Consider the following 14,478-nt stretch of genomic DNA (forward strand, 5'->3'; position numbering starts at 1 on the left):
ACACCATCCGGACCGCGCGCTCGCGGACTTCAGGCGAAAAGGGTGTGCTGCGCTTCGTCATGGCTCCATCCTCTCAAGAGTGGGAGCCTCCGGGAAACCCGGCGCGGTTCATTCCGGGGATTGCAGCATGCTCTGCGCCACATCCTCGAGGGACGCGCCGCTCTCAAGGGCTCGCGTGAAGTACTGCTGACCCTGTGCGTCGGGCACACGGCCGAGAAGCGCATCGTAGAGGGCGTAGACCTCGCCGGCCGCGCTGTGCACGTCATGGGTGATCGTGCCGAACCGTGATGGATCGATTGTGGGCATCATCGGCGTAGGAGGCGTGATTGGCGCCTCGGGCGTGCCGCCGGTATCCCCGCCTCCAGGACCAGGATTACCGCTGTTGCCACCACTCTCGACAGGAGAAAGCAGCGACGAGGTGAGGATGGTCTTGTCGGTGAATTGTAGGGCCTCGACGTTGGTCAGATAGTCGGAGTGGCTGCCGACCTTGATCTCGCCTCCGCTCAGGACCTGAATGTTGATGGCGGTCGAGGCGACATTGTAGACCATTGTGTCGTAAACATCGCCGCCATCGATATGGTTTTGGCCCGTGCCAGCGGGGCTATAGATAGTCTGGTTTCCAGCCGCGCCAGTGACAGAGTTATCGCCGCTGCTGAGCTTGATGGTGTAATCGCCAGATCCAAGCTTGTAAGTATAATTCTGCGTCGAGCTGGAATTGTCGAACAGGGTTTGGTTGTTTTGCTGATCAATGATCTGAACGACTTCAGAGCCTACCTTTGAGTAGGTTCCGGTAGCGTCCTTGAGGATCTCGATCGAACTCTGGAAAATCTGCGCGCGCTGCGCCTCAGTGAGCGTCACGCCGTTGACCACCAGCGTGTCCTGACCTGCACCACCCTTCACCAGAGCAGCCATCTGGTAGTTGCTGGTGGTGAAGGTGGTGCCGGTCGCATTCGTGCTCTCGATGCTGCCCCCGCTGCTGCCGAAGCCGACCGTCTTACCGGTCATGTCGAGGCTGGCAGCCCCCGTCACCAGCTTTCCGCTCTCGCCGCTGAGGCTGATGAAGCTGAGCGTGGTGACGTCGACCAGGGCGGCCGTGTCCACCTTCACGATCGTCGTGGTGCCGGTGGCAATGCCGCTGTAGCCGCTGACGCTGAGGGTCTCGATGTTGTGCAGGCTGACGCCGGTCAGGTCGTAGACGGTGTCGCGGTAGACCGGCGGGATCATGGCGCCGGTGACCGGGTCGAAGGTGGGGTTCGTGGTGGACGTGTCATAGGAGAGGCTGAGACTGTCGGAGCCGCCACCGCCGTCGAGGCTGGTGCCGGCCTGCAGCCTGGCGGGCGTGTAAGCGGAGATGTAATCCGCCTCGTTGCCGCCCAGCAGGGTGACCTTGCCGGTGCCGAGCACGACCGTGATGGCGCCGGCGGTCGAGCCGTAGGGGGCAGAGGAGGCGGGGGCACCGTCGCTCAGCGTGACGGTGAGATCGACGCCATTGCGCAGGGCGAGGTAGGCCGAGCCGCTGGTGGTGTTGGTGAGGCGCACCTCCTCGAAACCGGTGAACTGGCTGAGGCGGGCGAGGTCGAAGCTGCCCGATCCGCTCAGCGCGAGCACGTCGTGGCCGGCGCCACCGTCGAGCTGGTCGCCGGGCAGGGTGCCGCCGTTGGCGGGGTTCAGGCCGGTGGAGGTGAGGGTCTGCGCGGTGGCGGTGACGATCTGGTCCGCATCAGAGGGCAGAACGACATCGGCACCAGAAGTCAAGATTGTAATACTTGTAGCCATCAGAAATTATCCAACATCCCACACAAATAAAAACGGCCAATACTGAATGACAAAGCGCGACAACTGTGATCAGCTGCTGTTGCGTACGCAATTGCAGTAGCTCAAGGCTAAGACCGACGGACATAGGCCATGCGGAGCTAGGCAGCCGCAAGATGGGTATGTTCTTTGCTAATCGATTGTGGTGAATTCGCAACGGAATGACGCCAAAATCAGGTCGATGCAGCCCCAAAGTCACGGCTGCAACCCCTGAGGCTGACTACGTATGAACCTGAAACGGTCGTTTCGGATTTATACGGAGGTCGTCTCCTTATCTGCCCGTTGTCGCTCAAGTGAGGATGCTCACCCCATAAGCAGACGCCGCCTTCCGCAGATCACCGTCGCGAGAGGCCAGAGGCAGAGAGAGTCGGATGGCTACTTCAAGGTAGCTGGCATCGTAGACGGTCAGCTTGCGCGTTTCTGCGAGGGTAAGGGTGTCTGTCCAAGCTCGCGCCGCTGTGTTCGGCTCGATGTGGATGGGCAGCTCCGCCAAGATTGAGAGCGCTTGATGCCGTTCCGATAGCGTGATGCGGCTGCGACGCTCTGCCATTAGCAGCACATTGGCGACCTCGAGCGGCCAGAGGCCCGGCACGACGGCGCCATCGACTGCCACCTCTTCCAAGAGTCGATCAGCGGCCGCATCGTCTTCGCCGGGCAGAACCCAAGCCAGGGCAGCCGAACAGTCGAGAACGCAGCGGCTCATTGCCGGCCTTCGTCGCGATAGCCCTTCAACTCCGACCAGGGAAGCAGATCGCCACGCGCCGCGATGCCATCTCGCAGCGCTCGCAGCTTTTCGACCGCCGCTTGCGACCGGTTGGTCTCAGAAGTCGGAACGAGGCGAGCCACAGGCTTACCGCGTCGCGTGATGACGACTTCATGGCCCTTCTCGACCCGATCGAGAAGAGCGCTCAGTCGATTTTTGGCGTCGAAGACGCTGACCTGATCCATGCGAGCCTGCTAGCTAAGCACAGCTAGCTTAACATAAAGAGGCAGCCTTCTGCCACGAAAATTCACAGGGGCGGGAGCAGCGGTGAACCTCTCCGTCGCGCAGGAAGGTTTTGAAGTAATCGCGCTGTGACTCAGGAGTCTCTCGCGGAGTTGAAGCCAGCCAGGCGGATAGCCCGATGAGGCGACTGGAGACTTTCAGAGGTTATGGCATCGAGTACGGTCCGCGGAATAAGTCCCCCAGCGCCCTGCGCCGGAACAGGGTCCGCCAGCGCCGACGCCGGTGCTCCGGCCGATCGTGCAGCATGTGGCATCGTTGACAGAAGGCAGCGAGGTTCGTGCCAGCGTTGTTGCCGGTATCATGATCGCGGTGCGCTGCCGCTAGCACAACCTTGGTCGCGCGGATGACGCCAAGCTCCTCGATGGTCGGCAGGGAACGAAGCGGCCGACCCTGGCCATCGCGCCAGGAGCCGGCAGCCGCATCCCACCAGCGTCCGTCACCCAGATGATAAATCATCTGTCCATGTGGCCGACCGCAGGCCTCACAGGCACCCCCGGCGCGGCGAAAGCGGATCAGGGCCGAGAGTTGGGGCCAGTCGATCGGGTAGAAGAAGCGGTGCTCGCGCCGGATCGGCATCGGCTCAGCCCTTCGAAGCCAGGCTGGTGGCCCGCGCCCGCGGGAAGTAGGTGTAGAAGGTGTCCCGGTTGATCCCGAGACGCTTGGCGATCTCGGCGATCGGGATCGTACCCGCCTGCAGCAAGGCGCGGCCGGCCTCGATGTCAGCCGACGACAGCTTTTTCGGGCGTCCTCCCTTTCGTCCGCGGGCCAGCGCGGCTTTCAAGCCCTCCATGGTGCGCTCGCGGTTGAGGTCGAGGAAGTACTCGGCCATGGCCCCATGCATCTGCAGGGCGAAGCGGCCGTGGGCAGTGTCGCTGTCGAACTGCTCGGTCAGGCTGCGGAAGTGCACGTTCTGCCGGCGCAAGGTGTCGATGGTGCGCATCATCTCGACGAGGGAGCGGCCGAGGCGATCGAGCTTCCAGACGACCAGGACGTCGTCGGGACGCAGGTAGGTGAGCGCCGCCTCGAACTCCGGCCGCTTGGTGCCGGCCTTGCCGGACTTCTTCTCCTCGAACAGGCGCTCGCAGCCAGCCTTCCCCAGTGCGTCGCGCTGAAGGTCGAGGTTCTGGTCAAGGGTGGAGACGCGAGCATAACCGACGAGCATGTCGGGATAGTGGAACAGCCACGTTTAATCGGCAATAGAAAACCCGACATATTTTCCCGACATAAACAGCTTGATTTTGCGGGCCAAACGGACCCGCTTCGTCATGTGTCGGAAAAACGGTCGTTTCTCCGACAATGCCCGCAAGGCCGCGAGGTTAGGACCAGCGCAGACTCTATTCCTATGCTGCGTCAGGAAAAGTCTAGCCTGAGGCGTTCACGCATGAAAAACCCCACGGACGGATCGGCCTCGCGTGGGGCTTCACGGGCTGGTGATCCCGGTTGGGATTGGACGCACCTCCGTGTCGTTGCTGATGACGACCAACCCGGCGGCGAACGCAGTGTTCAATCCTGATATGGCCTGCGGTCAAAGGAAGCCTCGCTCGATGGCGGGGCGAGTGCCTGGTCGGGTTCACTGTTCCCCGCAACTAATGGATTTGCTCCGTGCAGCAGAAAAGCCTCAGTATCTCCGATGCCTTTGAGGGCAATCCGACCATAAGCCGATATTTCATAGCTGTTCATCAAAAATTCTGCGGTAGCTTGGTCCAAGCATATCATACCAGGCGGTGAGCTTCTTTCTAGACGGCTCGCAAGGTTTACTGTTCGGCCCCACGTGTCAAATGTTGGCCGCGATGAACCTATGACACCGCTTATAACTTCACCGGTGGCTATGCCAAACCTCATGCAAATTGGCCAAGGATACTCATCGCTCATCTGCTCCGTAACCATTTTGGAAGCCAAAGCAAAATCAGCTATTGCGTAAGCGTCTTTCTGAACGGCGTCACCAATACCCGCTGCTGCCATGTAAGCATCTCCTATAGTCTTGATCTTCTCGACTCCGTGGAACGCCGCAATCTCATCTAGCCTGGAAAAAAGATCGTTCAACATGCTAACAATTTGACTCGCCGACTGCTTCGATGCCATTTCGGTAAAACCAACAATGTCACAGAATAGAATGGTAACAGAATGACTTAGATCCGCAATTTGAACTTCTCCATTCTTCACTCGTTCATAAATCGAACTCGGTATTATTTCTTTCAGGATTTTTTCGGTTCTATTCTGCTCATATTCTACCCTTCGCTGCAGTAGGAACTTGTTGCGTTCAAGCGCCTCAATGAAATAGCCGACGGTCAAACCGATGAATGCCGCATATCCTAGGAAGAAATTGGCGTAAACGTAGGTAATGCTAGCCAGTCCTTTAAAGTAAATGGCGCAGTTAACAAACAGCAATTCCATCAAGCAGCAAACAAGAGACCTGGAAAGAGTTGTTCTGATGAAGCCACAGACATAAAGCATGGTGAATATTGCGGCGCCCATATAATAGTAAACGCCGTTGGTCAGTGACACCATGGTGACGGCGATCGCAAGCGACGCGCCAGCCCAAGCAACGATACCCAGATCCAGAATGTGACGTTTGACGAACTCATTGTGTGTCATCAAAAGAAGCAAAGCTGATCCAAGCGCGACGGCGAAATGATATCCAAACAAGACCCCATATTCATCTGGATAAAAATAAAACGCGCCGACAGGCATTATTAAATGCAGTATTACCGTAATGGGCATTATCAGGCGAATTGAGGAGACTGTCTGCAGACGAATTTCCTGTCGAAACTGAAGGGCTTCTTCTCTGGTCAGGCGAGGCAGCGCAGCCGCGCTTGAGAGCTTTTTGTAAGTTTTCCAAATTCCGCTGAGATAGTTGTGCATGGGGCGGCCCCCTCCGATGAGGCGCGCTATAAATGATACCTCAGCATCTTGGGCGGCTTAACCCTTCTTCATGCTAAGTTCATCCATTGTCGCTCAATAAGTGCGCCCTCTCGCTACCCGATGTGCTGTGAGTCAGGCGCTTTGGGCCTGACGCTTCGCGCGCTCCTCCGCGACAAGGACGCTCGCCAGGAGCTTCCCAGCCGCACTGCGGGGCAGTGTCTCACGAAACTCCAGTGCGCGCGGAATTTCATTGCGGCCTATTCGCTCGGCGAGGAATGCTTGCAGCGCCTCAAGGCTGAAAGCCTCAACGCCAGGCTTCAAGGTCACAAAGGCCTTGGGAACCTGGCCCAGGTAGGGATCGGGGATGCCAATCACGATCACCTCAGCGACATCCGGATGCTCGTAGATCGCTCCCTCGATCACCACCGGATAGACGTTGAAGCCACCGGAGATGAGCATGTTCTTGCGCCTGTCAACGAGGTCGAACACGCCCTGCTCGTCCATCCTGCCGACATCCCCAGTCAGAAACCAGCCGTTACGGAAGGCGTTCTGCGTCTCCTCCGGCTGATCGAGATAGCCCGCAAAGACGTTGGGACCTCGGATCGCCAACTCGCCGGTCTCGCCGGGCGCTACCGGGCGGGACGAGTCGTCGAGGGAGACGACCCGCATCGCGACGCCGGGAAACGGGACCCCGATCACCCCAGGGCGCCGCGCCGCCGTGCGGGGGAGGAGTGTCCCGGCCGGTGCCGTTTCGGTCATGCCCCAGCCGATGACGAGTTCACGCCCAAGCAGCCGGCCGAGACGGGCCTGTACCTCGAAAGGCAAAGGCGCCCCGCCGCTGATGCAGCAGCGCAGCGCGGAGAAATCGACCGCCTCGATGCCGGGGCGGTTCAGGAGCGCGAGCCACATCGTCGGCACGCCCGCGAAGACGGTCGCGCGCCTGACCGCGATATCCGCGATGATTTCCTCGGGGTCGAACCGCTGCCGCAGCAGGATCTCGCCGCCGCTCCGCACGGCGCGCAGGAGCACGACGGTGAGCGCGTAGATGTGGAACAGCGGCAGCACCCCGATGGTCCGCATCGACGCCTCGAAGGCGTCGAGGTTCTCTCCAGGTGAGAGATAGTCGCGCCAGAGCCGATGCATCGATACGGCAGCTGTGAGATTGCCGTGGGTCAGCATCGCCGCCTTGGGCAGCCCGGTCGTTCCGCCGGTGAACTGCAGCAGCATCACGTCATCAGGCGATCGCTGCGGCCAGAAGGTGGGGAGAGGTCCCTCTCGTAGCCTCGTCAGTGGGCTGAGGCCGGCGCGCTCTGGGATCATGAGCGGGTCTGCGACGGTCGACGGACCCCACTCGGCATCATCCCCGACCAGGATCGTGTCGACGGCGACGGCCTCAAGAAGGCGCAAGGCAGCAGGCAGGAAGCCCGGCAGGTTCGTGGTGACGAGAACGCGAGCGCCGCTGACGCGCAACTTGTGATCGAGTTCGCGCGGCGCATCGAGGCCGGACAGGTGCATCACGGTAAGGCCAGCCCGAGCGGCGGCGAAGAAGGCGAGCGGATGGAAGGGCGTGTTCGGCAGGTGCAAGCCCAGCACGGAGCCAGGGGCGAGGCCGAGAGCGATCAGCCCGGCAGCGAGCTTGTCGACCTGCGCGGCGAATTCCGGGAAGCTGATGGTGCGGTTCCGAAAGGTGATCAGCGGCCGGCTGCCAGCGCGGGCGACACCGGCCGCCAGCAACTCGGAGAGCGTCATGACCTCAAGCGGCCCGTCCCAGTCGGCCACATCGGGAAAGTGCCGCCGCCAGGGCAGCAACTCGTCCGGCGCGCTTCCGTCAGAGACCCAATCTGCAGCTTGCGTCATGTCCACCTCCGCCTGCGCAGAGATCCTCGGTTCTACGTCGGCAACTTGCCGGCTTCAGTGGTGAGCCGCTGACATCGCGACGAGCGGGCAGCCGCCCTCGTCGAGGGGGCGGAAGGCCTCCTTGCCGGGGATGGTGGCCAGCACCTTGTAGAGATCCCACTCGCCCTTCGACTCGGCAGGGGTCTTCACCTCGAACAGATACATGTCGTGGATCTTGCGGCCGTCCTGCCGGATCTCCCCCTTCCCGAACAGCGGATCGTCGGTCGGCAACTCCTTCATCTTGGCCACCACCGCTGCACCGTCCTTCGGCGAGCCCACCGCCTCGACCGCCTTTAGGTAATGCAGAGCGCTGGCGTAGACCCCGGCCTGATAGGCCGTCGGCTTCCTGCCGCCGAACCGCTTGGCGAAGCGGTCCGAGAAGGCGCGGGTCGCGTTGTTCAGATCCCAGTAGAAGGCTTCCGTCAGCACGAGCCCCTGAGCCACGGCCGGGCCGAGCGCATGGATCTCGGCCAGGGAAATCAGCAGGGCCGCGAGGCTCTGCCCACTCTGCCGAATGCCGAACTCGCCCGCCTGCTTGATCGCGCTGGCCGCATCCCGTCCAGCATTGGCCAGCCCGATGACTTTCGCCTTCGAGGCTTGGGCCTGCAGCAGGAAAGAGGAGAAATCGGAGTTTGGGAAGGGCGCTCTGACCGAACCAACGACCCTGCCGCCGCTTTTCTCGACGACGGCTGTGGTATCGTGCTGCAGCACATAGCCGAAGGTGTAATCGGCGGTGATGAAGAACCATGTGTTACCGCCACGCTTGACCATGGCGCCGCCGGTGCCGTTGGCGAGGGCAACGGTGTCGTAGGTCCAGTGCACGGTGTTGGGCGTGCATTGCGAGCCGGTCAGGTCGGCTGTGCCGGCGCTGGAGGCGACGAAGACCTTGTTCTTGTCGCGCGTGACCAGGTTGACGGCCAGCGCGGCAGAGGACGGCGGTAGGTCGAAGATCGCGTCGACCCCATCGCGGTCATACCATTGCCGAGCGATGGCGGCGGCGATGTCCGGCTTGTTCTGGTGGTCGGCGGAGATGACCTGAACCGAGAGGCTGTGTGCAGTCGCCTGGAAGTCCTCGGCCGCCATGTGCGCGGCGAGGACTGAGCCGGCTCCCCCAGAGTCAGAGTAGACGCCAGAGCTATCGTTCAGCACACCAATCTTGACGGCTGTCTGGGATGCGAATGCTTCGGTCAGAAGGACAATCGCCGCAGCAAAAAGAATAAACTGCCTCAGCATTTTGGCACCACCGACTGCCTTGTCGAGGAGGTTGGGCCAGTGAAGAGGCGGTGTCCAGTCTGGGAAACTTCACTGCTTGAGACCGCACGGTGATTACTGGCGCCCTGCATTCCGAATATGCTGCCCGCGCTCCTTCTGTCCGCAGAGGTATACTGCTTCGGATAGGAGGCGAGTCCGCCAAAACGATCCGGATGTGTCGGGAAAACGGTCGTTTCCCCGACAGACCGGCCTCATGCACCGGACACAACCTGAGATAGCGAGGCAGGAAACGAACGGAGCGGTAACCATCTCGCTGTTCACTTATCGGACACTGCCGTAGCCGGGGACCGCGCCGATGTTCAACGATGCCAATCCGACCTCGCAGCCGATCAGTGAGACGTGGCGCTTGCTGGCGGTGATCCTGATCACGGCCGCCGGCATGCTGTTCACGCACGCCATCACATAGGCATCTATCCGCCTAAACTTTGCGATCCACCTCCTCGCGGCGCGCGTCAGCCGCCGGTCCGGGCTCGGCGCGGAGCGCGCTCGGACGTTGCCGCCGCTTCGGGGACCCTTCCGGGAATGCGCGCCTCCCAGGAGGGATCGCCGTAGATCCGCACCGCGTTCCGGCCCGCGGCCTTGGCGGCGTAGAGGGCAGCGTCCGCCTCCGCGAAGACCCCCGAGGCCGCTCGGCTCTGCCGAGGATTCAGGATCGCGGCCCCGATGGAGGCGCCCACCTCGAGGCGCGTGCCGTCCCAGAGCATGGGCTGGCACAGGGCCGCCGAGGCGCGCGCCAGCATCCGGGCGATCCGGGCCGGGCCGAGGGGGGCCCGCAGCAGCACGGCGAACTCGTCCCCGCCGAGGCGGGCGATCAGGACGGCGTCCCCGAAGATCCGCTGCAGCCGCCGCGCGACTAGGCGCAGGCACTCGTCCCCGGCGGCGTGGCCGAACCGGTCGTTGATCGCCTTGAAGTGATCGAGGTCGATCAGCGCCAGGGCGGCGACGCTGGCGTGGTCGCGCTCGCCGGCGACCATGGCGCGGTAATGCGCGTCGAACAGGCCGCGATTGGCGAGGCCCGTCAGCGGGTCGCGCTCGGCCCGCTGCCTGAGGCGGTGCCAGGCTTCGCGCTCCTCGGTGATGTCCTGCTTGGCCCCGAACAGGCGGACCGCCCTGCCCTGCTCGCGCGCGATGTCGGCGGTGATCCGGATCCAGCGCGACTGGCCCTGCCCGGTCCGGATCTCGCTCTCCAGAACAAAGCCCTGCCCGGAGCGGATGGCCTCGGCCCGCACGAGTTCCAGCTCACGCCGGGATTCCTCGGCGTAGAGGCCAACGATGGTGGAGCGCGAGAGCCGCCCGCCGAACGGCAGTTGGAACAGGTCGTAGACCCCGTTCGTAGACCCCGTCCGTCCAAGTCAGCTGCTCGGTCTCAAGATCGCATTCCCAGGCCCCGATCCGCGCGAGCCGGGCGGCTTGATCATAGAGCCTCTGATAGAGCCTGAGGGATCGCCATTCCTCGGTCGATCCCGGGTCGTTCCGCATCGCGTGGCCTCGCATGTCCGCGTCCCGGACGAGGACGACATGCCTAACGCGCATTGCTTAAACCCAGGTTTCGGGGACCTGATGCGGCGTCGGCGTGCCGATCTGGGCCTTCAAGGACTGACCGCCACGCTGTGTGGGGTGCTAGAGCCCCACGCATCCGGCGGGGATCAAACTCACGCAAAGGCCTCCCATCTATGAGGGGCCGCGGTCCCTTCGCTGACGCCGCTCTACGCCGCTCCTCCTGCGGAACAGCGTCAGCCATCGCCTGTGCCGATGCTCCTACTGATCGTAGATCACGCAGCCTCGTCGACAGGAGGACGCTGAGCCGGTCTCAGCGGCCCTTATCCTGTCGGGGCAGTCACGTCGGCGAGCGCATAGAGCCGGAACTGGGCGCGGTCCCTCTCACGCTTGAAGGAGAACCGCATCTGATCCGCGCCAGCCCGGCCCCAGGTCCAATCCTCACCGCAGGAGCCGAGACGCCACGCATGGGACAGGCGGTCCGGAAGCATCTCGTCGGTACAGGAAACGATGACGGTGTGAGGAAATCTAGGCGACAGCAGCTTGGCATCCATCGGCAGGCTCTCCGACTCCGATCTGGGTTGCTCCCGGCGGGGGTTCGCGCAAGTCTGACACTTGAGTCCGTGGGATCTTGGCCTAACGCATTGATTTTGCTGGGCTGAAGGCGGACTCAAACGTCTGATTTGCACCACTCTCATGTTCGCCACTTCAAGATGCGGGCACGCCAAATCGTTGCTCACTGTCGAGCTGATCCTTGTGGCCGCGGCTGTCGGCGGCTTGCCACTACGCCTGTGAATAAAACACACACGATGACAGCTCCCAGGGCGCGCCCGGAGATCTTCGTGCCAACTCAGTGATTGGCGGGGTCTGTCGTAAACTCGCGGCGTTCAAGGGTCGTTAGGCATGGCGGCTAGAGCCACTTTGGAAAAAAGCTTCGCCGACTAGCGCCGGCGAAGCTAAGTCCTCGGAGGAAACTATGGGATCAGCGCTCTGCACGAGCGTTGATCCCACCCAGAAACTATCGTTCCCTTTAAGAAACGCAAGACAATTTTCCCGGCCTGTCGCAAAGTTTTTCGGCGCGCGGTTTGAGAGAAGTTGCAATCTGTCGAACCTATCTCAGTGTGTGGCTGCGCAAGGGCTTCGGGTTCGCCGGTGCCTGGACGGTGTGCGAACAGAACCGACTGCTGGCCGTCTGTTCCGGACTTCCACAGGTTAACAAAGTCCGAAACCAGGGGTCTGCCAGCCTATCCTACGGCCTACGCCGCGGTTTGCGACAGGCCCTTGTCGGCATCCCCGCCTCCGCGGCCCGACGTCAGGCTACGGCGGCCCGACGTCAGGGTACCGTAGGCGCACCACATCGGCGAAATCAATTCCGCTGATGTGGTGTGAAGCTCACGCTTGAGCGCTAGTCTGCAGCTTCCGACAAATCATTTGGTTCCAGGAGGCTTCTCCGGCACCGAGAGCGGGACGATCAGGTTCGTCCATACCGCCGTTTCCTTACCTCCGTAGTTCGTCTGGGAAACGTCCCTGGTCAACTTGACCTGAAGCGTAGCCCCTCCGAAGTCGTAGCTCACCATGCCGCCGACGGCGAACTGGTTCTGTCTTCGATAGCTTGCATAGGGACGGTTGAGGTCGGTCGAGACGTGAGCGACGGGGCCGAGCGCCCACTTGCCGAAGGTTTTCGTCACCGAAAAATCCGCAAGGAAATAGTCCGGCGCGCGCGTGGCGGCAGTCGTTCCGCCGACCGGCTTTCCGAAGATGAAGTTGCTGGTCGCCTGCCAGCCGTTGCCAAGATAGGTCAAACCGAAGCGCGGCTCGATCGTGCCGTAGTCGAGCGCCAACCCGTTGTTCTGCGGAATGTAGCCGCCGAGTCGCGCGCCGAAAAAGAGGCCGTCAGTGATCTGCCAACTGATCTGCGAAGCAAAGTAGGTGTTGTACAGGTTGACCACGTTCGACGAGACCGAGGTAGCCACGTCGACTACCGTCGGTGCGACCACGAACGACACGGCGCCATCCGCAAGAACGATCGGGCTCTGGTAGTAGAAGAAGAAGATGTTTGAATTGACCCGAACGTCGACGCCTCTCACGGTACGAAAGCTCGAGTCCGTTTGGTTAATGTAGTAGAGACCTTCCGGAAAGATGGCGTAGATCGGAAGACCGGACGTAAAGCCCGGTGCGCTGGTTCCACCCGCCGTCGCCGTCCCTGTCGAAACGGCGAGACTCGAGGCGAGCGCGGCCGCGCCAACCATGATGACACGCCTAGGTACCCTTCTTCCCGCTTTCCGTGAGTTGGTTGGCATCGGTTTTCCCCCTGATTGGCCATGGAAGGCCGTCGGCAAGCATCCACCGTTCGCCCCGGCGGAGCCGTGGCGTCTCGGATTTATTTAGAAGTAATTGCCCGGAACGAGCGATATTCTAGCTATAACACCGATATGATTGCTGTTGTTGTGACAGTATTGCAATAATCACAGATAAACTCGGAAAATATAACTTGAAAACTTATTATCTAGTTCGCTTCAGAAGGCGAATACAAAAATCAGCTCGCCCTGATTGCCGACGCCTCCTCGTCGAGCAACTGCCGCAGGCCGTCGCCGTCGCCGACGAGATCGTCCATCGCCTGATGTTCCACCTGTTCCAACCGGTGCTGGGCTATCAGCCACCACAGGACGAGAAGAAGGGTTGCAGCTGCCCACAATCCAGAAAGTCCGGGCCAAGGAAAAAGGATCGTCCAGCTCACAGCACGCTCCGCCGGTTGGTCTGAAGCACGACGCCCACCTCGGCCTGCGGCGTCCGTTCACGGATGAATGCGCGCTCGCGGTCGAGGGAGCGCTCGGAAAGATCCGCTGCTCGGACTTCCATCATGAGGTCACCGCCTGCGAGTTCGATGGAGGATCGAATCCGGAGGATCCCGAGATAGTTGAGGAAGCGAGCGGCGGCGTAGCCGGGCAGCTGCCCGAACAGGATGAAGCCAAAGGCTGCGCCCACCGTATTGCCGAATGGGTTCACGGCGGCGGCTCCCGGAGTGCCGCTGGAGGGTACGGTCCACAACAGGAACCCCGCTGCAAGCAGACCGGCTGCGGCAGCGAAACCGTGGATCGAGACGATGCCTGCCGCATCGTCGATTCCATGGCGATCTCGGACGCGATCGCCGAACCGCAGGCTGAGCCAGCTCACTACGGCAGCGAGTAGAAAGGACTGTAGCGGGTGATAGAGGTCGGCCCCTGCGAAGACCGCGACCAGCCCGGCTACGCCGCCGGCTAGGGTACGGGCTGGCTCTCCATCCCCCAGGATGTGACCCACAAGTATGCCGGATGCTACCGCGAGCGATAGATTGCCGGCGACGCCGAAGAGCGGTGCCGGCGTGCCATACACGCCGGCCATCACCAGAGCGGCGGATCCGGGCGCTGCGAGCGGTGCGAGCGTCGCCGCTGCGAAAGCCGCGAGGCCTCCGATCAGGAACAGCAGGCCGAGTGTGGACAGCCAGGGCTTGGCGCACGCCAGACGAACTACGCCCGGTCCTGCGGTGGCAGCCGTGCGAGGGCCGAGAACCTGCAGGACGCCGAGCGCGAAGCCGCCGGCGACCGCGTGCACCGAGGCCGCGCCGAAAGCGTCGTGAAAGCCCACGAGCCGCACCAGCCAACTCTCCGCCGACCACATCCAGGCGGCGGCGATGGAGCTGCACAAGCTCCCGGCAAGCATGGCAAGCAGAAGCAGCGCCGAAGTCCGCAACCGCTCGGCAGCTGCGAGCCCGACGAGCGCCGCCACCAGCCAACACGCGGTGGCATGCCGCAGCCACCCCGGAGTCGGCGACACCGCGCCGTCGGCCCCGAGGCCCGGCCCCATCCTATCACTCCACGGGAAGGCATCGGACAGGCCGGAGCCTGCTCCACCCGTGATCCCCGGGCCTCCGACGAAGAGCTGTCGCACCCACCAGCCGACCAGGAAGGTGCTGACAATCATCAGTGCGAGCAAACACAGCTGCTGGTTCAGCGCGCTCGCGTGATGCTTCGGGCGGACGCCAGCGGCAGCGATCGCGGCTACGCCGAGGACGAGTAACAGAGAGAGGAACGACGTCGTCCAGGCGAAGACGTCGCCAATGGTCGCCCCGATATAGACGCCTGACTGTACCATGA

13 protein-coding genes and 1 pseudogene are annotated in these 14,478 nt (G+C 62.1%); 1 reads left to right on the forward strand and 13 read right to left on the reverse strand.

Features of this window, described 5'->3' with window-relative positions; all coding sequences use genetic code 11:
• Positions 1-108 precede the first annotated feature (108 nt).
• From MFF24_RS26090 to MFF24_RS26135, 10 genes are all read right to left on the reverse strand, one after another.
• A complete protein-coding gene (locus MFF24_RS26090; RefSeq protein WP_238228881.1) occupies positions 109-1,776 on the reverse strand; it encodes a DUF4214 domain-containing protein in 1,668 nt (555 codons plus the stop codon).
• Between the two features lie 325 nt (positions 1,777-2,101).
• The gene (locus tag MFF24_RS26095; RefSeq protein WP_238228882.1) at positions 2,102-2,515 is read right to left on the reverse strand and encodes a type II toxin-antitoxin system VapC family toxin; all 414 of its coding nucleotides are present in this window, start codon (positions 2,513-2,515) and stop codon (positions 2,102-2,104) included.
• Complete coding sequence (locus tag MFF24_RS26100) at positions 2,512-2,760, reverse strand: type II toxin-antitoxin system Phd/YefM family antitoxin (RefSeq protein ID WP_238228883.1); 249 nt, start codon at positions 2,758-2,760, stop codon at positions 2,512-2,514. The genes MFF24_RS26095 and MFF24_RS26100 overlap by 4 nt, the downstream gene beginning before the upstream one ends.
• 202 nt (positions 2,761-2,962) lie before the next feature.
• Positions 2,963-3,394, reverse strand: a complete 432-nt coding sequence (locus tag MFF24_RS26105; protein WP_238228884.1) for a hypothetical protein — start codon at positions 3,392-3,394, stop codon at positions 2,963-2,965.
• Between the two features lie 4 nt (positions 3,395-3,398).
• Entirely contained in the window at positions 3,399-3,980 is a 582-nt protein-coding gene (locus tag MFF24_RS26110) for a recombinase family protein (protein WP_238228885.1), read from the reverse strand.
• A 341-nt stretch (positions 3,981-4,321) separates the two neighbouring features.
• Positions 4,322-5,680, reverse strand: coding sequence for an adenylate/guanylate cyclase domain-containing protein (locus MFF24_RS26115; protein WP_238228886.1), 1,359 nt, complete (start codon positions 5,678-5,680; stop codon positions 4,322-4,324).
• A 132-nt stretch (positions 5,681-5,812) separates the two neighbouring features.
• The gene (locus MFF24_RS26120) at positions 5,813-7,537 is read right to left on the reverse strand and encodes an AMP-binding protein (RefSeq protein WP_238228887.1); all 1,725 of its coding nucleotides are present in this window, start codon (positions 7,535-7,537) and stop codon (positions 5,813-5,815) included.
• Between the two features lie 54 nt (positions 7,538-7,591).
• Positions 7,592-8,809 carry an ABC transporter substrate-binding protein gene (locus MFF24_RS26125; protein WP_238228888.1) on the reverse strand — a complete coding sequence of 406 codons (1,218 nt, stop codon included), beginning with the start codon at positions 8,807-8,809 and terminating at the stop codon, positions 7,592-7,594.
• Between the two features lie 491 nt (positions 8,810-9,300).
• Complete coding sequence (locus tag MFF24_RS26130) at positions 9,301-10,077, reverse strand: GGDEF domain-containing protein (RefSeq protein ID WP_238228889.1); 777 nt, start codon at positions 10,075-10,077, stop codon at positions 9,301-9,303.
• 591 nt (positions 10,078-10,668) lie between these two features.
• Entirely contained in the window at positions 10,669-10,899 is a 231-nt protein-coding gene (locus MFF24_RS26135; RefSeq protein ID WP_238228890.1) for a hypothetical protein, read from the reverse strand.
• A gap of 567 nt (positions 10,900-11,466) precedes the next feature.
• Here MFF24_RS26135 and MFF24_RS26140 point away from each other — a divergent pair.
• Positions 11,467-11,568: pseudogene (locus MFF24_RS26140) on the forward strand (IS6 family transposase); the annotation flags it as partial.
• Between the two features lie 204 nt (positions 11,569-11,772).
• On the opposite strand, the gene MFF24_RS26145 reads toward MFF24_RS26140, so the two are convergent.
• From MFF24_RS26145 to MFF24_RS26155, 3 genes are all read right to left on the reverse strand, one after another.
• A complete protein-coding gene (locus MFF24_RS26145) occupies positions 11,773-12,594 on the reverse strand; it encodes a transporter family protein (protein WP_238228891.1) in 822 nt (273 codons plus the stop codon).
• Between the two features lie 287 nt (positions 12,595-12,881).
• Positions 12,882-13,082 carry a hypothetical protein gene (locus MFF24_RS26150; protein ID WP_238228892.1) on the reverse strand — a complete coding sequence of 67 codons (201 nt, stop codon included), beginning with the start codon at positions 13,080-13,082 and terminating at the stop codon, positions 12,882-12,884.
• The gene (locus tag MFF24_RS26155; protein WP_238228893.1) at positions 13,079-14,476 is read right to left on the reverse strand and encodes an ammonium transporter; all 1,398 of its coding nucleotides are present in this window, start codon (positions 14,474-14,476) and stop codon (positions 13,079-13,081) included. The genes MFF24_RS26150 and MFF24_RS26155 overlap by 4 nt, the downstream gene beginning before the upstream one ends.
• Positions 14,477-14,478: the final 2 nt, after the last annotated feature.

The organism is Methylorubrum aminovorans (assembly GCF_022179725.1).
Taxonomy (GTDB): domain Bacteria; phylum Pseudomonadota; class Alphaproteobacteria; order Rhizobiales; family Beijerinckiaceae; genus Methylobacterium; species Methylobacterium aminovorans.